A 26,357-nucleotide genomic window follows, 5' to 3' on the forward strand; every position below is an offset into this window, starting at 1 on the left:
CTCATTGTTAATAATTTTTTGTATATGACAAAGTTGAAAATTAGGGAAGCAAATAATTCAGATAAAATTTCTATTTTAAAATTTTGTAAAAATACTTTTTCGTGGGGAGATTATATAGAGCACGTTTGGAATTCTTGGATATCTGAAGGTTATTTGTTTTTAGCTCAAAAACCAGAACCTGTTGGAATCTGCCATGCGTTTTACTCTGATGATCAAGTTTGGATTGAAGGAATTCGAATAGACCCTACTTTTAGACGTCAAAATATTGCATCTGAACTAGTAAAATATGCTGAAATTATAGGTTTAGAGAAAAATCTATCTTTTTCATACATGTTAATTGATACGGAGAATTCTGTTTCTATTTCAATGGCACAGTCATTAAATTATGAAATTTTTCAAACTTGGAATTTTTACTCAATTGAACCCCTGCATAACTCAAACTATAATGTCACTTTTGAAAAATCCATCAATCCTAAGTCTTTTTCTCATTATGTAAAATCTTGGAGATGGCTTCCTGTTGATAGTATGACATTGGAATCGTTTTATCGACAAAATAGAATTATAAATTCTTCAATTAATAATAAAAATTCTATTGCAATAATGACAGAGTCTGAGCATTTTGATAGAACATTAATTGTTACTTTATTCTCAAATTCTGATGAATCTGCATGTGAAATTCTGTCATTTTTACAAAATTTTGGTTGGGAGAAAAACTATGAACGAATACAAATTTTGACTAAAGAAAAATTACCCGATTTCAATTCATTAGAATTTAAAATTTCATTTCATTTGATGAAGAAATTTTTAGTTTAATTTGATTTAACAATTTTAATTGTATTGTTTAAAATCCCCAAACTTTCTATTTCCATTTCAACTTTATCTCCATCTTTTAAAAACACTGCATTTGGTTTGTTTAACATAACTCCTGCAGGTGTTCCTGTGGAAATAATGTCTCCTTTTTCGAGTGTCATTACTTTGGAAATTTTTGAAACGATCTCTGGAATTTTAATAAACATGTTGTTTGATGAAGAATTTTGTCTTAATTCTCCATTGATTTTGGTTGTCATTTTAAGATTTTGTGGATCTTTGATTTCATCTTTTGTTGTAATCCATGGTCCACAAGGTGCAAATGAATCAAAACTTTTTCCTCTTGTAAATTGTTTGTCTTTAAATTGAATGTCTCTTGCAGAAACATCGTTGAATATCATATACCCAAATATTGCATCATATGCATCATCTATGCTAATGTTTTTACAATTTTTACCAATTATCAAGGCTAATTCAATTTCATAATCTAACTGTGTGACAAAGTCTGGGCATACGATATCTGAATTCGTACTGTTTAATGCGGTTCTTGGTTTTATTACTAATGCAGGATCTTCTGGTGCTTGTAATCCTTGCTCTTTAGCATGATCTACATAATTGAATGCTAAACAAATTATCTTATTGGGATTAGGAATTGGTGCCAATAACTTGTATTTTGAAATATTTTCTTCATATGGTAAATCACTAATTTTATTTTTAATTTCATCATACCATCCATCAAAAAGAAAATCTTTAACGTTTTGAGGAATTGGAACTCCTGTCAAGTAAGTGATTTCATCTTTGGTGGATACTCTATCTCCTTTAACAAAACCGTATGTTTCATTATTATCATGTAACAATCGTGCTATTTTCATAACTGATCACTTGTGTGTAAAAATTGCTTGATTTTGTGAATCTTTTCTACAATATCCAAATCTAACAAATTGAATTTCTTCTCCTTCTTTTAATTGTAGATAATGTGGTTCTGTATAAACATCTAATTCTTCTAAACTATCTTCATTAAATTCATCTCCAATAAACAATGTTTTTGGAATGATCATCTTTATTCCATGTGCTGTTTTTTGTGCGACCCACTGAATTTTTGGAATGTCTGCTTTCTCTCCGTTTTCAACAAATTCTCCTTCTAATTCTATCCCTTGTTTGGTAATTGATACATTTCCTAAACCTAATAGGCGAATCTGTGTACCTTCTTTGATACTTTGTGCATCATCTCCTGAAATGTAGAAATTCCCATCGATTTCAATTGTTCTTTTTCCCATATCGTTTATTGGATGATTTGGTATTTCGACAGAAGATATTGGTAAATTTTTTACGGTGAGTTTTTTTGCATTGCTTACCATAAATAATCTGATGCTATCTGCATCAACAAATTTTCTGTTAAAAGCTTCTAATGCATCAAACGGTGCTAGAGTGTTTGCTTTGGTCAATCCTAATGACATGATAAATTTCTTTATTGCCTCTGGCTTGATCCCTCTCCTCCTTAATGCCTCTAACGTTGGCAGTCTTGGATCATCATACCAAGTAACTTTTCCCTCTTCAATCAATGGTTTGATGATTCTTTTTGATATTGGCATGCCTTTGAATTCTAATCTTGAGAAAAAACCTTGAGCTGGTTTTCTCATTTTTAATGCATCTAAAATTGCATCAATTAGCTCTTTTCTAAGTTCAAATTCTTTAGAACGAAAGGCATGAGTTACACCATCAATACTATCTTCTATTGCAACTGCCATGTCATAACTTGGCCAAATTCTATATTTTTCTCCTAAAGTGTAATGTTTACCTTCAATAATTCTAAATAAAACTGGATCTCGCATAACTGCGTTATCTGCTTTCATATCTCCACGGAATCTAACAATGGCGTCTCCTGGCTTGAACTTATCATTCATTTTTTCCCAATTTTTGTTATTTTTTTCGATATTTTCTTTACTACAGTTGCATGCCTTTCTTTCTCTTCTATTTTTGCTGATGTCTTCTCTTTTACAAGTGCAAATGTATGCTTTTCCTAAATTGATTAATTCAACTCCTTTCTCATAAAATAATTCCATGTCATCTGATGTATTTTTTACAATGTCAAATTCTATTCCCAACCATTCTAATCCAACTTTGATGGCTGCATGATATTCCATTCTTTCAGCTTCAGGATTTGTGTCATCCATTCTTAGAATGAATTTTCCTCCGTACATTTTAGCATATTCTGAATTAATGATGGCAGCTTTTGCATGTCCAATGTGTGGATATCCGTTAGGTTCTGGAGGGAATCTTGTTATGACTTTTCCATGTTCTGCATCTTTTAATTCTGGAAGACCTTCTCTCTCCTCAATTTTTTCTTTAGGTGCTAAAAGTTCTGGAAACTTTTCTTTAATTTCACTTTCTTGTCCTTCTAATGATAATTGATTAACTGAAGAAACTATTTCAGTGATATCTCCTGAAATTTCCTTTACTTTATTTCTAAATTCTGGTTTTGTTCCCAGAATCTTTCCTAAAATTATTTTATCTCTTGTTTCTCCACCATGCTCAAAAGCATTTTGAAGAGCCATTTTTCTAATTTCTATTTTTAATTCTTCATCCATGCCCGTTCTTACCTTTTACAACTACACACTACGTTTAACGACAAAATCTAACAATGAAATTAACTCTGTTTTTGCAGGTCCTGAATAACTTTCTAATGATTTTTCAGCCTTTTCTGCATATTTTAGAGCCTGTTTTCTAACATTTTCTTCTATTCCTAAAGATCTAATGACCTCTACTGCTTTACTCAGATCTGTTTTTGATATTTTTGAATTTCCAAATGCTTTTAGAATTATTTTTTTCTCATTATCTTTTGCTGATTTTATTGCCATGAGGATTGGAAGTGATTTTTTTCCTTCTCTTAGATCATTACCTACTGGTTTTTTTGTTATCTTAGGATCTCCCATTACTCCAATGAGATCATCAGTTATTTGAAAAGCAATTCCTAAATTTCTTCCAAATGACGAAAGATTTGAGATGTCTTTTACTTTATTTGTTGCACAAATTGCTCCCATTGCACAAGAAACATCAAACAATGCTGCAGTTTTTTTACCAATCATTGTAATGTATTCTGCTTGCGATGGGATTTTTCTCTCTTCAGCCATTTTTACATCTAATAATTGACCTTCACATACATCTACACAAGCTTTAGCAAGTCTAGATACTAGTTGAGTAGTAGCATTGGCAGATAATTTTGAATCAGTAATAACTTGAAATGCTTTCGAAAATAAAACGTCCCCTGCAAGTATTGCAATTGGCATGCCAAATTTTTTATGTACTGTGGGAACTCCATGACGCATTTCATCATTATCCATTATGTCGTCATGAACCAATGTAAAATTATGAACCATCTCTACTGCACTTGCAGCCGGCATTGCATTGGATGCTTTACCTTTTAAAATTTGACAACTTCTAATTACCATGTATGGCCTAAGTCTTTTTCCACCATTCACAATTAGATGACCTGCTGCATCATAGAGTTTCTTTGGATTCCCTTTTAATTTTGAATTTAGATGTTTGTTTACTATTTTGGCATTTTGTTCCATTTGTTTAGTTTTATTCATTTACTAATCTCCATTTGTTATTTGGTAGATGAATTTTAATCGCTTTTTGTAATTCATCATGTACTTCACTATTCATCCATGTAGATAAGATATTTGCATGCTTTTCAAGCATTGATTTGTCTGATTTTTCCAATAATTCCAATGCAATAAGCATCCATGGACAATAGATTTGTGGATTTTTGTTTAATTCTCCAATTAATTCTTTAGATGAAATCCATTTAATTTCATCAATTTCTCCTTCAATTTTTTTTAATTCTGTAGATTTGTCAATTATTCCAATTAGAGTTCCACATATTTCATTTTCAGAACCCACATCTTTGTATGGAACATGGTATTCAAATTTATGTAAATAATCTAGTGTTCCTTTAATCCCTAGTTCTTCCGGCATTCTTCTTTCTCCTGATGAAACATACGTTTCTGATTCTCTTGGATGACTTGCAAATGTACCATCCCAATCATTTGGCCATAGCATTTTTTCTTTAGCTCTTTTTGTAAGAACCAATCTACCATCATCATCAAACAATAATGCAGTAAATGCTCGATGTAATTTTCCATTTGGTAAGTGACACTTTACCTTTTCTTCACTTCCTATTGGATTATCATTTTCATCAACTAAAATTACATATTCTTCAGACATTTCTTTTACCTCTAAACAATGTTCCTTCAAATGTCCTATTTTTAACCGCTTTTACAATTCTTTCAGGTTTGTTGCCATTTGCAAAGAATACGTTCATTCCCATCTTTGCAATTTTTGATGCTTCTTCAACTTTTCTAGTCATTCCACCTGTCACATCCATTTTGTTTTCAGAAATGGATGGTCGTTCACCATGTAATTCATAAATTAGTTTTTTTGCTTTTAAATCTGAATACAATCCATCTTCATTTAATGCAAAAATACAAAGTCTAGGTTTTAGAATTCTTGCAAGATGAGTCATAATTTTATCTCCAGATAAAATATATGTTTTTTTCTGACCATACCATAATGCATCCCCATATGTAACTGGAATCAAGTTTGATTTTGCAATTTTTTCAATTTCTTTGATTTTTTTAGTGATGGGTTTATTTCCTGACATAAAATCAGTTGGAGGTAGACAATACGGATTTAATTTATTTTTTAACAATGAATCTAAAATAATTTTATTCAATTCAATCATTGAATTTTTAACAATTGCGACTCCCTTTGGATCATATCTTTTTTCTTTTGTATGCATATTGTATTTTACAGACCAATAATGCCCATAAGATCCTCCTCCATGAACAATGATTATGGGTTCATCAATTTTTCTTAAACTTTTAGAAAGATTATCTATTATTTTTTTTCTAGCAGATAACGGTTTTTCTTTATTTGTAATAATGGAACCCCCAAATTTTATTAGAATCATATTTTTTAAAATTATTTGATCAATTAAAAAGTATCCAGACCTTTAAAATCTATTTTAACTGAAAAACAATCATACTTCTTATCTTTGAATTGCTTAATTGTCTGTTTAAGGTTTGATTCATCTGTAAGGGCAAAGATACATCCTCCTCCTCCGGCACCAGTAATTTTTGCACCAAATGATTCTGTTTGGCCTATTTGGATCATTTCTCTTAATTTATCATTTGAAATTCCTATCGTTTCTAAATATTTTTGATTCTCTTTAACTTTAATTCCTAATTTTTCGATGTTGTTTTCTTTAAATAATTCTAAAACATCTTCAACTAGTTTTGTTTCCATTTTACATAATGAAGAAAATTCATTTTCATTGTTTTCTTTAAATTGTCTTACTTTACCCACCACTGATTCTGTAGAATGTTCGATGTTTGAATTGGCAATTACTAGATGAAAATTGGGCTTTGATTCTATTCTATGAAATCCTTCTTCTTTTACATATTCCATGATTCCGCCATATGTGCATACAGTACAGTCAGCTCCTGATGTATTTTTAAAAATTGTTTTTTCAGCCTCAATTGCTAGATTGAGAATTTCCTCATTAGACATTTTTTTAAATAATCTTGAAATTGCAGCAGCCCCTGCTACACAACAAGCAGATGATGAACCTAAACCTACTCCTAATGGAATATCTGATTCCACAATAATTTCAATTCCAGTATTTTCATTCTTTAACATTTTATCTGCCAAATAGTAAAATGGTTTTAATGGCGAATTGATCTCTGAAATTGATTTTCCAGGTTCTAATTCTAAATTTCCGATTTTTGATTGAATAGATATTTTCTTTCCATCTATTTTTTCCGCAGTTACAGTAATTCTTTTGTTAATTGCACATAGGATTGCTTTTACACCGTATACTACAAAATGCTCTCCAAAAAGAATTACTTTTCCTGGTGCAGAAGCTTTGGATTTCAATTAAATATTAAAATTCTAAAAATCATCGATTTCTTCTTCGGTAATCTTTGTTTCAAAATCATCGATTTCTTCTTTCATTGGTTCATCCTCTTTCAATTCTCCCTTTTCAATTAGGATTTGACGTACTAATAACCAATAAACTGTAGCTAGAGCTTTTCTTCCTCTGTTGTTTGCTGGAATAATTACATCCAAATTAGATGTGATGTTGTCTGTATTTGCAATTCCTATAATTGGAATACCTGCATTTGTTGCTTCAATAATTGCTTGCTCATCTACTTGAGGATCTGAAATTAAAACTAATTTTGGTTCAATGTAATATGGCAATGATGGATTTGTTAGTGTTCCTGGCATGAATCTATTCAGTAATTTTTTAGAGCCTAAACTTTCACAGAATTTTTCAATAGGTGTTTCTGCATATTGTCTGCCAGAGCAAACTATGAGGTTTTCAGCACCTAATCTGTTGATGAATTTGGCTGCTGCCTTGATTTTTTCTAATGTGATATCTAAATCAAGCATGTATAGTCCTTCAGGACTTGCTTTGGTGATGAATGGTTTCATAAATTTGGTCTTAACTTGAGTACCTACCCTAATTCCTGTGGCTAAAACCATCTTTTTGATGTCGATTCCTTCAGCTTGTTGACTCATGACGATTTTAAATCTCTGCCATACCGCGTATTAAATCATGCTCTGATAGTCGTAATAATTCATTAAGTTTTGCCACTCTTTCTCCTCCCACAACGCCCACTTTGAGCATTTTTGACTTTGTAGCAAGACCAATATGAGATATTTGCGAGTCTGTAGACTCGCCTGATCTATGTGATGTGATTAATTTGATGTTATTTTTAGTTGCTTCCTCTGAAAATTCCAAGGCGTCAAAAAGACTTCCTGCCTGATTAACTTTTAAAATTGCCGCATTGCATGATTTTGCTTCAATTGCTTTTCTTAAGATATTTTTGTTTGTCACAGTCAGATCATCTCCTGTGACCAGTATGTTTGGGAATTTTTTTGTTAATTCTGACATGTCCTCAAACGCTTCTTCATGAACTGCATCTTCAGCATAAATTAATTTAAATTTTTCAATAATGTTTGCAGCAAAGTCGATTTGTTCTCCAGTTGAATTTTCAAAACCTGCTCTGTCATAAACATACTTGCCTTTTTCTTCATTCCATTGTGTTGATGATGCAAAGTCAACACCTAACGATACTTCTTTTCCTAAAGTAAATCCTAAATTCTCACATGCTTTTGCAGAAATTTCTAATGCTTTCTGATTTTCTAATTTTGGCGCCCATCCACCTTCATCTCCTCTACCATTTGTAAAGCTAGAATCTTCTTTTTCTAGCACTTTGCGTAATTCTTTATGTACTGACAAATTAGTTTCAATCGCATCTTCGATTGTTTTTGATCCTGTTGCACAAATCAATATCTCCTGAATATCTGGAGTTCCGGGACCTGCATGTGCCCCACCTCCTAAAATATTTCCTAATGGGAATGGAAATTTGAATGATGATTCAGACGAGAGTATTTTGAATAATGGTTCACTTGACGCCTTTGAGGCTGAATCCATGGCTGCAATTGTAACTGCAAATGCTAATGCCCCTCCAATAACTGCATAATTTGTAGAACCATCTAAACTTTTTAGAACATCGTGAATTCCTTTAAGATCTGATGATTCTAAACCTATGAATTTTTGAGAATTTTCTTTTAGTATTTTGAGACTTTCTTCTGGATTTCCATTTGGAAAACTAACTGCTTCATATTTTCCTACACTGGCACCTGATGGGGCACATACTCTCCCTAAAAATTTGTTATCAGATTGAACATCAACTTCGATTGTTTTACTGCCTCTACTATTGTATAAAATTCGTCCTTCAATTGAGGATATTTTAGTCAAGTTATTCTAACTCAGATAGAACTTCTTGTTTTCTTCTCTGAATTGCTTCATAAAATGGAATTACTTGCTGTATTGTTTCTACAGTAGTCAAAAGCATTCTTCTACAACAATATCTTTCGACTCCTAAAGAATCAAGAGTTTTTGTAGGATCTTCTCCTGCTTTAATTTTATTTTGATAATCTTCAAATTTATCGGCAACTAATTTTCCACAAGTTAAACATCTAACAGGAATTAACACGAACAAAAAAGTAACCAAGGATTATAAAAACCATGCAAGAAATTTCAATTGCGGATGTCGCCCAGCCTGGCCAAAGGCGCTAGCTTGAGGGGTTAGTCTCTTAGGAGTACGTGGGTTCAAATCCCATCATCCGCACCACTTTATTTTAGATTATTTCTCTAATTTCTTTAAAATCTTGATTAATTCTGTTCGTCTTTTTTCTTCTGTAATTACAGATCTAACGTCATCTACTAGTATTCTATTGACATCTATTTTCCTTCTGGCCTCTTTTACTACTTTATCATACATTGAAAAAGTGTAAAGTTGGAGATATAGATTTTCCATAACTTCAAAAATCCTCGTTGCCTCATCAATTTCATCAGTTCTTATTTTATCAAAAACTTGTCTTTTTAATTCGCCTACACAATCCAATAATCCTAAAACATATGATTCGGGCATTACTGCCAATTTCTTATCTGAAGGGATTTCTTTTTGTTCAACAATTGCAATCAAACATGCAGCTTCTACAAATTCTTGTTCTGGCGTAATTAGGTATCTTCTTAGTCCACCAGTTGCTTTTTTCTTGTATTTTTTTAACAATGTCTCTGCTTGTTTTAGATTGTTTTTTCCTGTTACTAAATCTCCTTTATGCACTGCGATAATTGATTTACTACATAGAATAATAATTTCTCTTGTATTTTTTAATAGAAATTCTCTAGCATCTTGAACTGTTTCCAAATCTTTTGCAATTTTATTTAATGAAGGTTTTACATTTTTTAGAGTCATGCTTACACATGTTTTAAAACTAGGATAAAGCCGTTTGCCAAACTCTTGGGAATATTACATAATGTATTTTTAAAATAGGAATTTTAGATTCATATTCATAATTTTTCTTCAGATTCTTCATCTACTTTTATTCTCTTATCGAAGAACAAACAAGCAGTAAGATCACCTGTAACATTGACCATAGTTCGTGTCATATCTAGAATTCTATCAACTCCAAGAAGTAGAACAACTGCAACAGGAGGTATGCCTGCAGCAATGAGGATAGTTGATAGTATTACAATCCCAGTTCCAGGAGCAGAAGGTGCACCAATGGATGCTGCAAGAGCAGTTAATGTGATTAGAATAATCGTTGTAAATCCTAAATCAATACTAAAAAGTTGAGCAAGGAAAAATACAGCTATTATCTGGTATAGGGCCGTTCCATCCATGTTGATTGTAGCCCCCAAAGGAATGATGAATTGGGATACCTTGGGTTTTACATACATTTTTTCCTCTGCAGTTTTAATTGATAATGGCATTACTGCAGCAGAACTAGAAGTTGAGAATGCAAGTAGTTGAGCATCTTTCATCATTGTAAATGTGGATAAGATTGGTCTATTTGTAAAAAATTTGATAATTATCATGTATATCAACATCATTACAAAAAGACCGATTACTACAGTCAACATGTACGCTCCCAGTACTGTAAGTGCAGAAAGACCAATCTTGGATGTAATTCCAGATATTAATCCAAAGGCTGCAAATGGTGCTAGACGCATTGCCCATGATACAACCTTCAGAGTGATTTTTTGTACAGATTCTAACAAGTCAAGAATTGGTTGAGAACTTTGTTTTGGTAATGAAATCATGGAAACTCCAACAATTAATGCAAAAACGATTATGCTTAACATCTCTCCAGACATGAATGATGCCAATGGGTTTCCTGGTATCATGCCAACTATGCTTTGTGGAATATCTTGTATGCTGAATTCTGTCTTTTCAACAGGTTCTACATCTTCCATTCCAAAACTCTCTCTAATCATAGAACTATCAATGAAATTTCCAGGTGCAATAACTGAAACAAGAATGATTCCAATAGTTAATGCAATGATTGTTGTTATAACAAAATACACAGAGACTCCTAATCCAAGTTTTTGAAGTTGTTCCAAACTACCTGATGAAGTTATTCCTCGAATTATTGATGCAAAAATTAACGGTATGATAATCATTTGAATGATTTTTAGAAACAGATTGGCAGGAATTGATAACCAGTTTGTGATTATTTCTGCTGTTTCTTTTTCAACAATTCCTACTTCTGGACCTAAAAACACGCCGAAGATCAATCCTAAAAATAATGCAAAAATTACCTGTGCCCATAATTTTGTTTTAATGAGATATGAAATTTGGGGAATTGTGTACTTGAATGACTTTATCACCATAAATGTTCATAATTTTTCCATTTTTCATCTATATTACAAAACATTGCGATTCTCATCATTGATTCTAAATTTTATGTAATTTTATCCCTGAAACGTATTTTCAAAGCTCTTAGGAATACCATATGATGTATTCTAAATAGTGTTTTAGAATACATCTGAGATTATATCTGACTAAATCAAGGTAATGCAATGAGAAAGATCATACTCTTCATTGCATCAAGCTTAGATGGATACATCGCAAGAGATAATGGAGATATTGATTGGCTCCCAAAAACTACGGCATCTGGATATGATGATTTTATCAAATCTGTTGATACGGTGATTATGGGTAAAAAAACATACGACCAAGTATTAACATTTGGCGATTATCCTTACAAAGACAAGAAATCATATGTTCTTACTAGAAATAATGAATATCCCGATGATGAAAACACTGAGTTTGTACATGATGTTAAGAAATTAGTAAAAGAGATCCTCGCCAATTCAGGAACAAACATCTGGTTGATTGGTGGTGCTGAAGTAATTTCTACTTTTATGAATCTTGGTTTTGTGGATGAAATCATACTATCGATAATCCCTATTGTGCTTGGTAAAGGAATCCCATTATTCAAGAACATTGAAAAAGAGATGAAACTTGAATTGATAAAAACTACTGATTATGATGCTTTGATTGAATTGTATTACAAAATTCTGAAATAAATCTAATAATTTAGTACCCTTTTAGACATATTTCGTATTTTCAAAGCTCTTATTTTGGATATAATTTCATGATTGATATGGAAATTACCGTTGATCAAATGTACAATATTGAAAACAAGGGCCATGACATGGGATTCTTGAAAAAATTTATGATGGAAAATGCTGGGGCTGCAGCAGTAAGAAGATTGCTTGAAAAAATTGACAATGTGGAATCAAAAAATATTCTGATTTTTGCTGGATTGGGGAATAATGGTGGTGATGGTCTGGTTATGGCTCGACATCTGGCAGGATATGGTGCTAAAGTTACAGTGATGCTTTTAGGAAGTCCTGAAAAAATAAAAACAGAAGAGAGTAATTGGAATTGGTCAATATTGCAAAAAATGCCCTCTGTGAAATTAATGTCTGGCGATTCTTTTGAATTTGATTTTAAACCTGATGTGATTATTGATGGGATTTTGGGAACTGGAATATCTGGAGATATTCGAGAACCATATGCATCTGCAATTAATTTTATCAATGAAGCAAATTGCTATAAATTTGCAGTAGATGTTCCTTCTGGGTTAGATCCTCAAACTGGAGAAACAGCCAACATTTGTTCAAAATGTGATATGACTGTAACTTTTCATAAAATGAAACAAGGAATTCCTAAACGAAAAGATTTGACAGGTGAATTGTTTGCAGAAAAAATTGGAATTCCTCCTGAAGCTGAAGAGGGAATCATATGATAGTACATCAAATTCAAGTTGGGAACATGCAGAATTTCTCTTACATAGTTGAAGATGAAGACACTAGTGAAGCAATCATAATTGATCCATCGTGGGATTTAATTGAATTGGAAATGATCATTAAAAAAAATAGTTTAAAAATAAAATACATTGTAAACACTCATCATCATTTTGATCACACTTTGGGAAACGAAGCAATGGTTGAATCTACTAAGGCGCCTATTATTCAACATGAATTATCTGAATTAAAACACGATATCACTGTAAAGGATGGTGATTTTATTGAATTTGGAAATTCTAAATTAAAAGTACTACATACACCAGGTCATTCTCAAGATAGTATTTGTCTTGTGGGTGACGGAAAAATCTTTTCTGGCGATACCTTATTTGTTGGAAACTGTGGTCGAATTGATTTACCTGGAGGTAGTGTAAAAGATCTATATCATAGCCTTTTTGATGTATTGTATAATTTAGATGAAAATCTAGTCATGTATTCAGGCCATAATTATGGCAATTCTGAAATTTCAACTCTTGGACAAGAAAAAATAACTAATCACGTAATGCAAAAAAGAACTGAGCAGCAGTTTCTTGATATGATGGGTTAGAAATTACAATGGAGAATATTAAATTATTTGGGAATATAGAGCAAGGAAAAATTTTCCTTGAATCTATGATATCTAAGAGATTTCTTTTTTCATTTGTAATTTCATATACTGAAACATGTGAAATTCCTGGAATTACATTTGCAGGTGCGGATAGGGATTCAATACAGTTTACTCCTCCTGCTGATGCTGAATACCTTCATTATGGATACTGCAAAACAATTGATAAAATTCCGATGACTCCTGATGGTAAACCTACTCCTGGTTTATTGACCAAAACTGCATTGGAATCTGCCAGTATTCCACATTTGACAATTAATGCTGGAAGTAAAGTTTCACCACAACTTCCATTTATTGACACTGGTATGTCTTTTGGAAAAAATATTTCAATTGATGATGCAATGACTGATTCACAAGTATCTCGTGCTGTTGACTATGGGCGAATTGTAGGACGAAGTATGGCATCTTTAACTGATTGTCTAGTAATTGGAGAAAGTATTCCTGGTGGAACCACCACTGCACTAGCTGTACTGAAAGCATTAGGTTATGATGCTAAAGTTAGTTCTAGTATTCCAAATAATCCCATTGAATTAAAAAATCAGATTGTCAAATCCGCACTTGAGAGAATAGATTCTGATCATCCTTATAGCATCGTGGCAAAAGTTGGTGACCCTATGATTCCTTTTGTAGCTGGAATGCTAAGTTCCGCATCCAGTATATCTAATGTAATGCTGGCAGGTGGAACTCAGATGGCTGCAGTTCTGGCATTTGCTGCAAAAATTGGCTTTAATGAAGAAAACACTGCAATTGGAACAACTTCATACATTACTGATGATGAGAGTGCAAATTTCACTAGTCTTATAGCAAAAATTGCTGATATTCCTGCCATCGCTGTTAATCCTGGCTTAGAAAATTCACAATATGGTGGTCTGAAAGCATTTTCTCAAGGATTTGCAAAAGAAGGAGTGGGTGCAGGTGGGAGCATTATCTCTTCAATGATTAAAACTGGAAATAATTCTGTAAAATTTTTAGAGATGGCAGAAAAAGAATATCATCGATTATTTACTTTACAGTAACTGATTTGGCAAGGTTTCTAGGATAATCAGGATCTGCATCTTTTTCAAGGGATGCATAATATGATAAAAATTGAATTGGAATTATTTCTGAAATTGGATACAATACTTGATCTATTTTTGGCATTTCTATCCAGTAATCATAAACATCACTTTCTATATCTGAAACTCCGATAATTTTTGCTCCACGAGCTTTGATTTCTCTTGCACTGGTTAATGTGTCTAAATACGTAGAATCATTTGGATTTATAATAATTACAAATACACTTGAATCCATTAATGCAAGAGGTCCATGTTTTAATTCCCCTCCTGGAATGCCTTCAGCATGAATGTATGTCAATTCTTTTAATTTCAAAGCTGCCTCTATTGCAATTGGATAATTGATTCCTCTTCCAAGTACGTAGATGTCTGAAATATTTTTCAACTCTTTTGCAATCTTTTGAATTTTTTTCGGATTTTCTAATATTTTTAAAATTGATTCAGCAAATTTTTCAAAATTAATTGTTATTTTACCGTCGCTCAATTTTTGTACAATTTTATAAAGTATAACTAGTTGAGATGTAAAACTTTTCGTTGCAGCTACTCCAATTTCTGGTCCACAATTCATTCCGATCACCACATCTGCCTCTCGAGCAAGTGAAGATGTCATTAAATTTACTATGGCTATGATTTTACAATTTGCTTCTTTTCCAATTCTTACTGCATCTAAAACATCTGCACTTTCTCCACTTTGAGATATTGCAATTATAATGGAATTTTCCTCTATACTATCTGGTGAAAACTGTAGTTCACTTGACATAATTGGTTCTGCTTTAATTTTTACATATTTGGAAAAGATTTGCTTTGCAATAAGTGCAGAATTATAGCTAGTTCCACTACCTGTGATGTAGATGTTTTTTGCATGTTTGAGGTAATCTGCAGTTTTTTCTATTGCTTCTTGTGTTTTCTCTCCTGCTTTCAATATGGTTTCATGTTGTTCATAAATTTCTTTTAATGTGAAATGCGCATAATCTCCTTTGTATGCATCTCCAAATTCTTTAGATACTTTTGTAATTCCATACTTTGCATGATTTCCTTGAAAATCTAAAATTTGAAATTTATTTTTCTCTAAAATTACAAAATTCCCATTTTCTAAATAAATTGCATTATCTGTGAATTCAATGAAACCTAGTACATCACTAGATAGAAAGAAATCGTCTTGTCCTACTCCTATGATTAATGGTTCATGGAATCTTGCAGCTGCCAATTGACCATTTTCAAACATTGCAACAAATGCGTAATGACCTTTAATTTCTGAAACTGTTTTCAAAATTGTTTCTTTAACATCTCCTGTTTTTTCATAATGTTTTTGAAGTAAATTGGCAATAATTTCACTATCTGTTTCGCTTTTGAAATTATATCCTTCATCTTCTAATTGTTTTTTTAATTCCTCAAAATTTTCTATTATCCCATTGTGTACAATTGCTATTTTTCCTGAATTACTTGAATGTGGATGTGCATTAAAATCTGTAACTTTTCCATGAGTTGCCCATCTGGTATGCCCAATACCTACTTTTCCAGGAAGCGAATCTAATTGAATTTTTGAATTAACTTCATTTACATTTCCAATGCCCTTCTTTAATTCAATTTGACTGTTTGATTCTGTTGCTACTCCAACACTATCGTATCCGCGATACTCCATTCTTTTTAATCCCTTTACAATGATGGGTGCTGCAGATTCTTTTCCGTAATAGCCGATAATTGAACACATTATGATTCTTTTTGATATTGGGGGTTATTTACTGATAAGCCTATTTTTTTGATTATTCTGTTGAAGAACTTTCATCTTTTGCAGATTCAGCAGTAACCTCAGTTGATTCAGCAGTAACCCCAGTCGATTCATCTTCTTTTACTTTTGGTTCCTCTTTCTTTGTCTTTTCTAATATTTCTGGAATTTTTGATTCTGGTGTAAAATGAACATTATTTTCTTCTTCAACAGTAACCGTATAGGAAGGAATGTTGATTTTTCTATCTCCAATCATGATGTGACCGTGAATTACTGCTTGTCTTGCTTGATAAGGTGTTTTGAATCCAAGTTTTTTTGTAACAATGGTTTGCAATCTTCGTGAAAGTAAATCTGTTGCATTTAGGTTAAGTACGTCATCTAATGTTGCATCTTCACTTACTAAACCAATCCGTACAAGGGATTTCATTAAAATTGGTTCTTTCTCTTCTCTAATTTCTTGTCTTAATGAAAGCAATGATCTAGCTTGTTTTCTTACCCGTGATAATTCTGTATGTGCTTTCCATAATTCTCTTTTAGTTCTTAATCCAAATGTTCCGAGCGTTTTCAACTCTTCCATTTTTAATTCATAATTGAGTGGTCTCTTTGGTTTTTTCCATACTTTACGTGGATATTTAGGATCTCCCATTCATAACACCTATTCTTTTTTCTCCGCTGGAGCTGCTGCTGGAGCTGCTGCGGCTGCTGGAGCACCGTCTGGAGCTGCTACGGTTGCTGCGGCTGGAGCGCCTGCTCCTCCTTTCTTAACTGGTGCTGCCATTCCTCCTTTAGCAACACCTACTGCTCCACCTTTTCTACCTGAAGTTCTAGTTCTCTGTCCTCTAACTTTAAGACCACTTAGATGACGATAACCTCTCCAACTTGCAGAGATTCTTTCTCTTTCAATATCATTTCTTAATGTAAATGGAATATCTGATGTTAACAAATGTAAATTTGCTCCAGTTTCAATATCTTTTCTTCTGTTGAGAAACCATATTGGAAAATTACTTGCAATAGGATCTGTAATTAATTTCTCAATTGCTTGAACATTTTCTTCTGTAAGATTGCCTATGTTGGAATTTGGATTTATTTTTAGAGTGTCCAGAATAGCTGTTGCAAAACTGTAGCCAAGACCTTTAATCTGAGTTAATCCGATAATCATTTTCTTCTCTCCACGGATATCGTTTCCTATAATTCTGACAATGTGTCTATATTCTTGTGCGCTCAAGTATTCAAAAATTCACAGAATCCCCGATAAAAACCATGCTAGGCATCAAATTAGATGATTTTTGCCATGTGATATATTTGAGATCTTATCATGTGCCTAATCTTAATGCTTTTTGATACATTTGATTATCTAAAATCCTCATCACTTGTCCAGTCTTTCCCCTGAACATTCCATATGTTACATTTACAGCATTTTTTGACTCCTCTTTGGGCATCAATATCCACACAAAAACAATGTACTCCTTTCCCAGACGGGTCATTGTTGCAGAGCTTTTGCATGTTTTTTGAGAATGTCTTTTTCTTAATTATCTTATTGGAATGATGCATTCAAAAAGTTATAACTTTCAAAACTTTTCTATTTTAGCATGAGTGATACATTTGATCGTGAAAAAATTGTAGACTCTATGTTTGATTCCGTTACTTCTTCTATTTTAGCAGAACTTGAGGATGGGGAGAAAGAATGTTCATTTTTGGCAGAACAATCATCAGTTTCTGAATCTGAAGTTCTTGAAAGACTTTCATATTTGATTGAACATGGATTTGTTTTAAAACACTCTGATGATGGAAAATGCATCATAACTGCAAACTTTGAGAAACTTGCAAGCATAATGGAAAATAGTGATAATTTTGATGCCACTATTAGTGGATTAGAAAAAATGGATAGTTACCTAAACTGATCTGTTTCTATTTTTGATAATTATTATTCCGGTAGCAGATACGCCTATCATCCCTACGATGAGAACACTAAATGTAATTATTGATAGGATAAGTTTCTTGTTTGCATCTGGAAGTGGCCCAATTGCACCTGTCACATAAATCTCATCGTCTATAGAACTTTGAATAACTAATTGATAAGTTCCAGATTCAAATATATCAAATTCCTTTTCAATAGTTTTTTCATTAATTTTTTGTGAAATGATTTCTATGTTTGAAGGATCTATTATTTTTGCAGTTATTGCATTTTCTTGAAACTCCATTATTTGAACTGCAAAAATCCCTACTGGAGTTTCTTCTTTATCTATATCTACTGAAATGGTAACGGTTTCATTAGTATTGATTTTTCCATTTCCTTGATTAATGCCATCCAATGTCACTTGATTTTCTAGTATTGAAACTATCAACCCTGCTATAATTAGCAATCCAAAAATTACAATAATTGATCCTGATTTTTGCACAGATTTAGGCTGATTATCTTTAGTTTAAACCTAATTTTTTTAAAATTTGTTCTTATGATACAAAAAAGTTAGATCAGGCTAAAAAAGTTAGCTTAGGGTAAATTTAAATAAAGATTTAGGCCTTTTTTAATATCGTGCAAATCCCTCGTTCTACTATTATGATTTTAGCTCTTTCAATTCTAATGGGGTTTTCAGTAATTACGTTCTTTTCAATTTTTTCTGATGTTCAGTCTGAATCTAAAACATTTGTAACTCATTCAGGTGCAATTGTCCAAACTTCGGGTGAAATTTTAGATCCTCTTTACACTGCCTCTACTGTGGAGTTTGATCCAATGGAATATTTGAGAGATTTCAATTATGGAAAAGTTTCAAAATTACCTGATGGGACAACTTTGAGAGAATACACAATGGTTGCTGAAGATGATAAAATTATGGAGGTATCTCCTGGTGTATTCTATAATGTTTGGACTTACAACGGAACTGTTCCTGGTCCAACTATTAGGGCAACAGAAGGTGATCTTTTACGAATTAAATTCATCAATAATGGCGATAAACAACACACGATACATTTTCATGGAATTCATCCTGCTGAAATGGATGGGGTTTTTGAATCCGTGGGTGCAAACGGAGGACAATTTATTTATGAATTTACTGCTGGTCCTGTTGGAGTACATCCATATCATTGTCATGTTATGCCTCTAGAGGAACATATCGTTCATGGCCTATACGGTGTATTCATTGTTGATCCTAAAGAAGAACGTACACCAGCTGATGAAATGGTAATGGTGTTAAATGGATTGGATACTGATTTTGATACAGAAAACAATTTCTACGCTGCAAACACTATTCCTTTTTACTATCAGCACCATCCAATTCAAATCAATACGGATGAACTAATTAGAATTTATGTTGTTAATATGGTTGAATTTGATCCAATAAACAATTTTCACCTTCATGGAAATCTATACAAATATTATCCTACGGGAACTGACCTTGTACCTTCATTTTATACTGATATGATCACTTTATCTCAAACTGAACGTGGAATTATGGAATTTGTATATGATTATCCTGGAAAATATCTATTTCATGCTCATAAGGTAGAGTTTTCAGAAAAAGGCTGGGTAGGGATATTTCTAGTAGATGACAGTCAAGATGAAGATATTCAGGAATCTGGCTATGGAACTTAGTAATAATTCTTCAAAAGTAAAAGTAATTGCAAGTGGATTAATTCCATTTCTTTTTGTGGTTCTGTTGATGGCCTATATTTTCGGACCTGGGGCAGAATTATTAGATTTTGGAATAATATTACCTGAAATTACAATTGAAAAAATAGATTTTGTTGATTCTGAAATTCAGGCAACTGTCAGAAACACTGGACATATGCCTGTTGAAATAGTTATGGCTGATATCAATGATAGAATTCAACCTGCTGCAGTTGAACCTGATAGATTTTTAGAAAGATTTGAAACCGCTCTAGTTAGAATCCCTTTTGAATGGAATGAAGCAGAGCCATACACTATTGGTATTACTGTTGAGGATGGAACAAGATTCGAAAAAGAAATTAATGCAGCTGCTCCTGCATTAGAACTATCTTTAGATCTTGCAATATTTTTTGCAATTATTGGAACATATGTTGGAATTATTCCAGTTATGATTGGATTATTATGGCTTCCATTTATCAAAAGAATTAGTAAACAAAAATATCATTTCTTTTTGGCATTGACTGTCGGTTTACTACTTTTCTTAGCTATAGATTCTATTGAAGAAGCAATTGAAGTTTCTAATCAAAATTTAGCTGATAGTTTCAATGGAACATTACTTATTACAACAGTGACCGTATTATCATTTCTTGTATTATATTATTCAGGAAACAAACTTGTTGAAAAAGCAGGCTCTTCAAAATTCACAAAACCTGTTGCCATTGCTTTAATGATATCCATTGGAATTGGATTACATAATTTTGGAGAAGGACTTGCTATAGGTGCAGCACTTGGAATGGGATCAATTGCATTTAGCACCTTTCTAATTGTAGGATTTGCTTTGCATAATACTACAGAGGGTATTGCCATTGCTGCACCCATGTCAAGAGGAAAGTTAATGATTGGAAAACTTGTCGCCATGGGAATAATTGCTGGCAGTCCTGCCATTTTTGGAGCTTGGATCGGCGGCTTTGTTTACTCTCCTTTCACATCAGTAATATTCTTGGCTGTAGGTGCAGGCGCAATCTTTCAAGTAATTGTTGTTATTATGAAATGGATTCAAGAAGAAAATGACCGAAATCTTTCTACTATTGCTGTGGTATCTGGGATTGGCGTTGGAATGTTAGTGATGTATTTGACCGGTGTTTTGATCTAGTTTGGTTCTGGATGAATAGTAATTACAGAATTTTTAATTTCCGTTCTAATAATATGCTCAATTTCTGATGTCAAATCATGAACTTTTTCAATTGACCAATCTTTGTTAAATGAACAATCAATATCTATTTTGAGAATATTCTCAAATTTCAAGGATACTATTCTACCTATTTTCATAATGCCTGGGTATTTTTCTAATATGGTTTTGATTCTTTCTTCAGTTTCAATATCTTCTATGTTGATATTTTCTGGAACTGTCACAAATGGTTCAAGATGAATAGTGGCATGTGAAATTTCTGGAATCTGCTCTTGAATTTTTTCCTCTATTATTTCTGAAATTTTATGTGCTAATGATAAATTGATTCCTCTATCGACCATTACGTGTAAATTAGAATATGTCTTATTCTTTGTTTTATGGGTAGTTACATTATGAACTCCTTTAACGCCGTTTACACTTTTTGCAATTTCTAAGATTTTTGCATCTAATGGAACGTTTTTCCAATTTGGTTCAAAATGAATGGTAGTTGAAGCACTTGGGATTTTATTTTTTATATTTTTTTCAACCCTGTCGCTAATTTCATGGGCTTTTTCAAAACTTGTATCTCCTCTTAATGAGATGGTAACATCGGCAAAAATAGTGTCACCCGATCTTCTCATTAGAATTGAACCTGTATCAACTACGCCTTCTGTTGACATTGAAATTTCTTTGACATTTTTTACAAGTTCTGGAGATATCACATCAGTCAAATCTAATGCTGTTTTGTATACTAATTTCACACTTAGTACTGCCAATAAAATTCCTAGAATTAATGCTGCAATAAAATCTCCAAAATACACACCATATGATACTAACACAATTCCTGCAATTGCAACTATTGTGGAGCCAAGATCCATAAATGCATGATAAAAATCAGCTTTCAAAGTAGCGCCGCCAATTTTTTTAATAGATCTTCTCAAAAGAATAATTCTGAAAAAATCAATTCCTATTGTGTATAGCCCGCCAATTATTGCAAACAATCCTGGCAAGATATTTGGTGGCGGGCTTTGCAATCTGTTGATAGATTCATAGATAAAAAAACAAGCAATTAGAAAAATTGCTATTCCTCCAATTAGTCCTCCCAATGATTCAATTTTCCCATGACCATACGTATGATCTGCATCTGGCGGTCTGATTGCCAATCTTGCAGCTAAAAGTAAAACAAGAGTTACAACACTGTCTAACAATGCATGAATACTGTCCGTGATTAGTGCTAGACTGTTAGAAATTAACCCAAAAATTAATTCAACTAAAAATGCTGAAAATATGGCTAAAAGTGAAATCTGTAAAACTTTGGTTCTTTGAACAAACATTTTCCTTCTTTTTTGATAATATGGATCATGTATTACCGTTTTCTAAGAAGCATTCATGCGACAATGTTATTTGTGATAAAATTTGGATTTTGATTGTGTTGGATGGGAAATTTTTCAGTTTAGTGGCAACTTTCTCTATATTGTTACTAATTCCGATTATTGATGCAGAAGCATCAAGTAATCCAAACTTGTTTGTATCTGCTGAAAATTCAAAATTTGACAATCATTTTGCTGGTTCTATGGTGATCGAAGTTGTAGTAATTGATCCAAATCTGTCTGATACTGGTGAGGGCAAAGGAGAACCTGATGTTACAATTAATGGAAAATCTTTGCGAATGGTGCAGGCAACCGATGGAAATTGGTATGCATATTTTGCAAATGCAAACAAGGCCAAAGAAGCTGATTCTACGGTTGGTAAAGGTGGAGAAGGGCTTGATTTTGGAGTTTTTTGTAGTAGAGATACATCCTCCTCTGTAATGGGCATCACTCTTTCTGAAACTGACGGTTTTGCAATCCCTAGAACTGTATCTGGTTCAACTAACGGTAATACTTCTTTTTCTCAATGCACTGCTTCTCCAACTGCTACTTCTAATTTGAATAATGTAGTTAGAAATCCAAAATCCATTAATACAAATTCAAATATTTCTCCCGGCCAAATCGGATTAAATCCAAATGCATGGCCATTGATACAACTTTTTTCATTTGATAACATTATCATTCAATACAATCCTGCTGGTCCATCACAACAAGTTTCATTAGATTATGATGAAATTCAAAATATCTCTATGTCTCTTGACAGGGTTCTTTATCCAAACAATGCAGAAGTTTTCTTAACTGTAAATGATTTTCAATTAAATCAAGATCCAACTGATGTGGATTCTTGGACCTTTGATGTAGGATCAACACCTTCTACATTTTATCAGGCATATGATGATTCTGGCTCTACTTCTGCAAATGGTAATGTTGGATTAGTAGATTTAGTTCCACACCTTTCAAATATCGGATTTGAAGATAATGGACGACTTTCTGTAAATCAAAACTCTGTTATTAAATTACAATCAAATGATAAACAACCAAGTACCAGCGTTTCAGATGGTACTATCACATATTCGGAAATAATTACATTAGTTGAAGACGATCCTAATTCTGGTATCTTTGATTCTGGAGATGACAATGATCGATCCACTTTGGGAATTTTAGATGATGCTCCGAGAGGACAATCTGGGTCTATTACATATAATAAAAAATCTATCTCTGTTCTTACTGGTTCATCTACTGCAAACATTGCATTAAATCCATCATTGATTATTGGTGATGGTTCCCAATCCTTGAAACCTGGAACAAAATATCCTGTGATTTTAGTAGATCCTGATCAGAATATCAATTCAGAATCAAGGGATCATTTAGATTCATTTAGAGATACTTCGATAATTCCGACTCTAAAAATTGGAAAACCGGCCACTCTTGGAAAATCTACAAATATCAAATTCTTTACTACATCCACTGATTCTCTAACACTTGGGGTTTTGGCAAATTCTGATATACCTGATATAAATTCCGCACGCCTGATAATTGATACATCCATTGTTCCTAATGGTCCATTTGAGAAGATATCTATGAATTTAGGATTTCATGCTTCTACATTACAATCTCTACTAATTGATTCATCTGCATCTGATTCTGATGGCACAAATTGGATAAATTATGATTTGAGATCATTTTCAAATGATCTTGGAATATCTGATTTTTCTGATACAACTTTGGAATTATCTTTTGGTACAATTGGAACCTCACCTGTTACCATTATTCATAAAGGTGATTTGACAAAATCTTCTGGTTTTATACAAATTGATGATTCTGACGTTCAATCAATATTTGCAAAAAGCGGTCCTGTTTTTCTTGTAATTAATTTTGATTCCACTGATGATTCCGGCAGTGTTGGAAATATTTCTAATGAAATTCATTCTCAGCCAATAATGATTGATTTCTTTTCATTTGGACTTGTAAATTCAAATGATGTAAACAATTCTATTTATCGTTTTGAATTAGAAGAGACTTCTGATAATTCATCTACATTTGATGGGACTTTGGAATATTCTGTTGCAAATCAATTAAATATTCTGGATCCTGAATTTATTAAAACTGTACAAACAATTGATGATCAAATCAAATTCATTGTTACCGATAGATTAGTAGATGATAAGGGAATCACAATTTCATATTCTGATCTTGATGCATCTGGAGTTTTCACAACATCATCTACAAAAAGTGAAGCAAATACAAGTTCTGGCATACTGTCTTCAAATTCGCAATCTTACCGCTTTGGACAACCTGTAACTATTACAGTAAAAGATCCTGATCTTAATTTAAAAAATGACTTGGTAGATATTTATTTTACAGTTAATGATCCAAACTCTGAAAATGTTGATACTGTAGGAAAAGATGGAATAATTTTACTTGAAGTTTTAATCAAAGACATTCGTTACAAACGTTGTACCATTGATAGTGTTGAATATGGCGGTTTAGGCGCAAGTGGTTTCACTCTTGTTGAAACTGGACCTAGTACTGGCATTTTTGAGGGAGTTTTCAAAATGCCTTCAAAAATATGCAACAAATCTGGAACTGAATTAATCTCTTCAGCCGGAGGCAGTCTTGATGCAAAATATTATGATTCACGTGATAACTTTGGCAATCCTAATACTTTTAGTCTGTTGAGAAGTTATTCTCCATCGTTTTTTAGTGCTCCACAACTAAGCTCTTATGAAATTACAAAACCAACCTCTGGACAAGTTGAGGAAATTATTCTTTCAGGAAGCATAGATAATCATCGAAGAGGAATTCCTATGAATGTAGTTATTACAACACCTGATGGGCAAACTCAAAACTTTGGTGCAACATTATCTAGCGGAGGAAATTACAAATCTGTTATTTCAATAAATGAAAATTCTTTGTCAGGTGTTTATCGTATTGATCTTTCTCATAATGATTCGTTTGTAAAATCAATATCTTTTGTTGTTACAAACCCCTCAATTCCTGATTGGATCAAAAATAACGCAAAATGGTGGTCTTCAAATTCCGTATCTGATTCTGAATTTATTGATGGAATTGAATATTTGATCGAAGAAGGGTTGATCACAATTTACCCTGGCTCATCCATCTCTATTTCTGAACCGGAAATTCCTGATTGGATCAAAAATAACGCAAAATGGTGGGCAAATGATCAAATCTCTGATGAAGATTTTGTAAAATCAATTCAATACTTGGTCAAAAAAGGTATCATTAGAATATAATCTGGTCAATATTTCTTTCATTGAAAATATAAATACCTCAACTCATGAATCAAATTGAAAATGAGGCTAACTTGGCTCTTAGCATTTGCATTGTTATCTATTACAATTTTATCATATGGTATGGGCGATGTTGCTTTTGCAACTAGTGACCCTAACCCTGCATTACCAATATCTACTAACACTGAAATTTATTCAAATGGTGCATCTGTAACTATTTCTGGGAATGTCAAAGACTATGATTCTTCATCTGGAAAAGGACTAACTTTTATCGTTACTTCACCTGACAATAACATTGTAACCATTGGCCAATTAACCCCAAATTCTGATGGTTCATTTACAAAAAGTTTCGTCGCCGGTGGCCCACTTTGGAAAAATAACGGAGATTACAATATTGAATTTCATTACGGTGCAGATCATTCAAAAGTTTCAATAAATTATGTTGGTGGAGAGCCAGTAATTTCTAAACCTACAACCACACCAAAACCAACACCTGAGCCAGAACCAGAACCAACACCTGAGCCAGAACCAGAACCAACACCTGAGCCAGAACCAGAACCAACACCTGAGCCAGAACCAACATGTGGGGCTGGAACCCAATTAGTAAATGGAATTTGCCAAGTAGTGAAAACTGAAGAACCAAAAGGTGGCGGTTGTTTAATTGCAACAGCTGCATATGGCTCTGAATTAGCACCACAAGTTCAATTCCTTAGAGAAATTAGAGATAATACTGTAATGAGTACATCAACTGGTGCAGCATTCATGTCTGGATTTAATCAATTATACTATTCATTCTCACCAACAATTGCTGATCTGGAAAGAGAAAATCCAATGTTCCAAGAAGCAGTTAGAGCATTTATCACTCCGATGATTTCAACATTGTCTATCATGACTTTGGCTGATGATGGTTCAGAAGCAGAAGTTTTAGGATTGGGTATTTCTGTCATTGCTTTGAACTTGGGAATGTACATTGCAGCACCTGCATTAATTGGATTCAAAGTTAACAAAATTATCAAATCAAGAAAATAATTCAATTTCACTCTA

The 26,357-nt window shown here is 32.8% G+C and carries 27 protein-coding genes and 1 tRNA gene; 11 read left to right on the forward strand and 17 right to left on the reverse strand.

Going from position 1 to position 26,357, the window contains the following annotated elements; all coding sequences use genetic code 11:
• Positions 1-24: 24 nt before the first annotated feature.
• Complete coding sequence (locus ACW9XH_RS08330) at positions 25-813, forward strand: GNAT family N-acetyltransferase (protein WP_457760194.1); 789 nt, start codon at positions 25-27, stop codon at positions 811-813.
• On the opposite strand, the gene ACW9XH_RS08335 is transcribed toward ACW9XH_RS08330, so the two are convergent.
• The 9 genes from ACW9XH_RS08335 to ACW9XH_RS08375 are packed head-to-tail and all read right to left on the reverse strand — an operon-like array spanning position 810 to position 8,873.
• On the reverse strand, positions 810-1,679 hold the full coding sequence (locus tag ACW9XH_RS08335; protein WP_457760195.1) for a fumarylacetoacetate hydrolase family protein: 870 nt from the start codon (positions 1,677-1,679) through the stop codon (positions 810-812). The two genes, ACW9XH_RS08330 and ACW9XH_RS08335, sit on opposite strands and share 4 nt — an antisense overlap.
• 6 nt (positions 1,680-1,685) lie before the next feature.
• Positions 1,686-3,395 carry a glutamate--tRNA ligase gene (gene gltX / locus ACW9XH_RS08340; protein WP_457760196.1) on the reverse strand — a complete coding sequence of 570 codons (1,710 nt, stop codon included), beginning with the start codon at positions 3,393-3,395 and terminating at the stop codon, positions 1,686-1,688.
• A 21-nt stretch (positions 3,396-3,416) separates the two neighbouring features.
• The gene (locus ACW9XH_RS08345) at positions 3,417-4,397 is read right to left on the reverse strand and encodes a polyprenyl synthetase family protein (protein ID WP_457760197.1); all 981 of its coding nucleotides are present in this window, start codon (positions 4,395-4,397) and stop codon (positions 3,417-3,419) included.
• Positions 4,390-5,034, reverse strand: coding sequence for an isopentenyl-diphosphate Delta-isomerase (gene idi, locus ACW9XH_RS08350; RefSeq protein WP_457760198.1), 645 nt, complete (start codon positions 5,032-5,034; stop codon positions 4,390-4,392). Before idi ends, ACW9XH_RS08345 begins: the two co-directional genes overlap by 8 nt.
• A complete protein-coding gene (locus ACW9XH_RS08355) occupies positions 5,027-5,779 on the reverse strand; it encodes an isopentenyl phosphate kinase (protein ID WP_457760199.1) in 753 nt (250 codons plus the stop codon). Before ACW9XH_RS08355 ends, idi begins: the two co-directional genes overlap by 8 nt.
• Before the next feature lie 23 nt (positions 5,780-5,802).
• Positions 5,803-6,744: a mevalonate kinase gene (gene mvk, locus ACW9XH_RS08360; protein ID WP_457760200.1), complete on the reverse strand. Its 942-nt coding sequence runs from the start codon at positions 6,742-6,744 to the stop codon at positions 5,803-5,805.
• Positions 6,745-6,759: 15 nt separating this feature from the next.
• The gene (gene rpsB / locus ACW9XH_RS08365) at positions 6,760-7,389 is read right to left on the reverse strand and encodes a 30S ribosomal protein S2 (RefSeq protein ID WP_457760201.1); all 630 of its coding nucleotides are present in this window, start codon (positions 7,387-7,389) and stop codon (positions 6,760-6,762) included.
• Between the two features lie 7 nt (positions 7,390-7,396).
• Positions 7,397-8,635, reverse strand: a complete 1,239-nt coding sequence (eno, locus tag ACW9XH_RS08370) for a phosphopyruvate hydratase (protein WP_457760202.1) — start codon at positions 8,633-8,635, stop codon at positions 7,397-7,399.
• Between the two features lies 1 nt (position 8,636).
• Positions 8,637-8,873: a DNA-directed RNA polymerase subunit N gene (locus ACW9XH_RS08375; protein WP_457760203.1), complete on the reverse strand. Its 237-nt coding sequence runs from the start codon at positions 8,871-8,873 to the stop codon at positions 8,637-8,639.
• A 50-nt stretch (positions 8,874-8,923) separates the two neighbouring features.
• Here ACW9XH_RS08375 and ACW9XH_RS08380 point away from each other — a divergent pair.
• Positions 8,924-9,011: transfer RNA gene (locus tag ACW9XH_RS08380), tRNA-Leu, on the forward strand.
• Positions 9,012-9,023: 12 nt separating this feature from the next.
• Here ACW9XH_RS08380 and ACW9XH_RS08385 read toward each other — a convergent pair.
• Positions 9,024-9,638 (reverse strand): RNA-binding protein, encoded by a 615-nt coding sequence (locus ACW9XH_RS08385; RefSeq protein WP_457760204.1) that lies wholly within the window; start codon positions 9,636-9,638, stop codon positions 9,024-9,026.
• 95 nt (positions 9,639-9,733) lie between these two features.
• Positions 9,734-11,056 (reverse strand): dicarboxylate/amino acid:cation symporter, encoded by a 1,323-nt coding sequence (locus ACW9XH_RS08390; protein WP_457760205.1) that lies wholly within the window; start codon positions 11,054-11,056, stop codon positions 9,734-9,736.
• Positions 11,057-11,245: 189 nt separating this feature from the next.
• On the opposite strand from ACW9XH_RS08390, the gene ACW9XH_RS08395 reads away from it, so the two are divergent.
• The 4 genes from ACW9XH_RS08395 to cobT all read left to right on the forward strand — a co-directional run bounded on the left by ACW9XH_RS08395 (position 11,246) and on the right by cobT (position 14,158).
• Positions 11,246-11,755, forward strand: a complete 510-nt coding sequence (locus tag ACW9XH_RS08395; protein WP_457760206.1) for a dihydrofolate reductase family protein — start codon at positions 11,246-11,248, stop codon at positions 11,753-11,755.
• Positions 11,756-11,832: 77 nt separating this feature from the next.
• Entirely contained in the window at positions 11,833-12,480 is a 648-nt protein-coding gene (locus ACW9XH_RS08400; RefSeq protein ID WP_457760239.1) for an NAD(P)H-hydrate epimerase, read from the forward strand.
• Positions 12,477-13,085, forward strand: a complete 609-nt coding sequence (locus ACW9XH_RS08405; RefSeq protein ID WP_457760207.1) for a hydroxyacylglutathione hydrolase family protein — start codon at positions 12,477-12,479, stop codon at positions 13,083-13,085. The genes ACW9XH_RS08400 and ACW9XH_RS08405 overlap by 4 nt, the downstream gene beginning before the upstream one ends.
• A gap of 8 nt (positions 13,086-13,093) precedes the next feature.
• The gene (gene cobT, locus ACW9XH_RS08410; RefSeq protein WP_457760208.1) at positions 13,094-14,158 is read left to right on the forward strand and encodes a nicotinate mononucleotide-dependent phosphoribosyltransferase CobT; all 1,065 of its coding nucleotides are present in this window, start codon (positions 13,094-13,096) and stop codon (positions 14,156-14,158) included.
• Here the strand turns inward: cobT and glmS are convergent.
• The 4 genes from glmS to ACW9XH_RS08430 form a co-directional block, all read right to left on the reverse strand.
• The gene (gene glmS / locus ACW9XH_RS08415; protein ID WP_457760209.1) at positions 14,145-15,905 is read right to left on the reverse strand and encodes a glutamine--fructose-6-phosphate transaminase (isomerizing); all 1,761 of its coding nucleotides are present in this window, start codon (positions 15,903-15,905) and stop codon (positions 14,145-14,147) included. The genes cobT and glmS overlap by 14 nt on opposite strands.
• Positions 15,906-15,957: 52 nt before the next feature.
• Positions 15,958-16,566: a 30S ribosomal protein S4 gene (locus ACW9XH_RS08420; protein ID WP_457760210.1), complete on the reverse strand. Its 609-nt coding sequence runs from the start codon at positions 16,564-16,566 to the stop codon at positions 15,958-15,960.
• A gap of 9 nt (positions 16,567-16,575) precedes the next feature.
• Positions 16,576-17,145, reverse strand: a complete 570-nt coding sequence (locus ACW9XH_RS08425) for a 30S ribosomal protein S13 (RefSeq protein ID WP_457760211.1) — start codon at positions 17,143-17,145, stop codon at positions 16,576-16,578.
• A gap of 88 nt (positions 17,146-17,233) precedes the next feature.
• Positions 17,234-17,359 (reverse strand): hypothetical protein, encoded by a 126-nt coding sequence (locus ACW9XH_RS08430; RefSeq protein ID WP_457760212.1) that lies wholly within the window; start codon positions 17,357-17,359, stop codon positions 17,234-17,236.
• A gap of 150 nt (positions 17,360-17,509) precedes the next feature.
• Here ACW9XH_RS08430 and ACW9XH_RS08435 point away from each other — a divergent pair, with 150 nt between their 5' ends.
• Positions 17,510-17,821, forward strand: coding sequence for a hypothetical protein (locus tag ACW9XH_RS08435; RefSeq protein WP_457760213.1), 312 nt, complete (start codon positions 17,510-17,512; stop codon positions 17,819-17,821).
• Here ACW9XH_RS08435 and ACW9XH_RS08440 read toward each other — a convergent pair.
• On the reverse strand, positions 17,813-18,319 hold the full coding sequence (locus ACW9XH_RS08440) for a hypothetical protein (protein WP_457760214.1): 507 nt from the start codon (positions 18,317-18,319) through the stop codon (positions 17,813-17,815). The genes ACW9XH_RS08435 and ACW9XH_RS08440 overlap by 9 nt on opposite strands.
• Positions 18,320-18,477: 158 nt before the next feature.
• Between ACW9XH_RS08440 and ACW9XH_RS08445 the strand changes: the two genes are divergently transcribed.
• Both ACW9XH_RS08445 and ACW9XH_RS08450 read left to right on the forward strand, forming a co-directional pair.
• Positions 18,478-19,509, forward strand: coding sequence for a multicopper oxidase domain-containing protein (locus ACW9XH_RS08445; RefSeq protein ID WP_457760240.1), 1,032 nt, complete (start codon positions 18,478-18,480; stop codon positions 19,507-19,509).
• Positions 19,499-20,677 carry a ZIP family metal transporter gene (locus tag ACW9XH_RS08450; protein WP_457760215.1) on the forward strand — a complete coding sequence of 393 codons (1,179 nt, stop codon included), beginning with the start codon at positions 19,499-19,501 and terminating at the stop codon, positions 20,675-20,677. The genes ACW9XH_RS08445 and ACW9XH_RS08450 overlap by 11 nt, the downstream gene beginning before the upstream one ends.
• Here ACW9XH_RS08450 and ACW9XH_RS08455 read toward each other — a convergent pair.
• Positions 20,674-22,026, reverse strand: coding sequence for a cation diffusion facilitator family transporter (locus tag ACW9XH_RS08455; RefSeq protein ID WP_457760216.1), 1,353 nt, complete (start codon positions 22,024-22,026; stop codon positions 20,674-20,676). The two genes, ACW9XH_RS08450 and ACW9XH_RS08455, sit on opposite strands and share 4 nt — an antisense overlap.
• A 122-nt stretch (positions 22,027-22,148) precedes the next feature.
• On the opposite strand from ACW9XH_RS08455, the gene ACW9XH_RS08460 reads away from it, so the two are divergent.
• Positions 22,149-25,316, forward strand: a complete 3,168-nt coding sequence (locus ACW9XH_RS08460) for a peptidase (protein WP_457760217.1) — start codon at positions 22,149-22,151, stop codon at positions 25,314-25,316.
• Between the two features lie 54 nt (positions 25,317-25,370).
• On the forward strand, positions 25,371-26,342 hold the full coding sequence (locus ACW9XH_RS08465; RefSeq protein ID WP_457760218.1) for a CFI-box-CTERM domain-containing protein: 972 nt from the start codon (positions 25,371-25,373) through the stop codon (positions 26,340-26,342).
• Positions 26,343-26,357 lie beyond the last annotated feature (15 nt).

Source organism: Candidatus Nitrosopumilus sp. bin_32a (assembly GCF_054095935.1).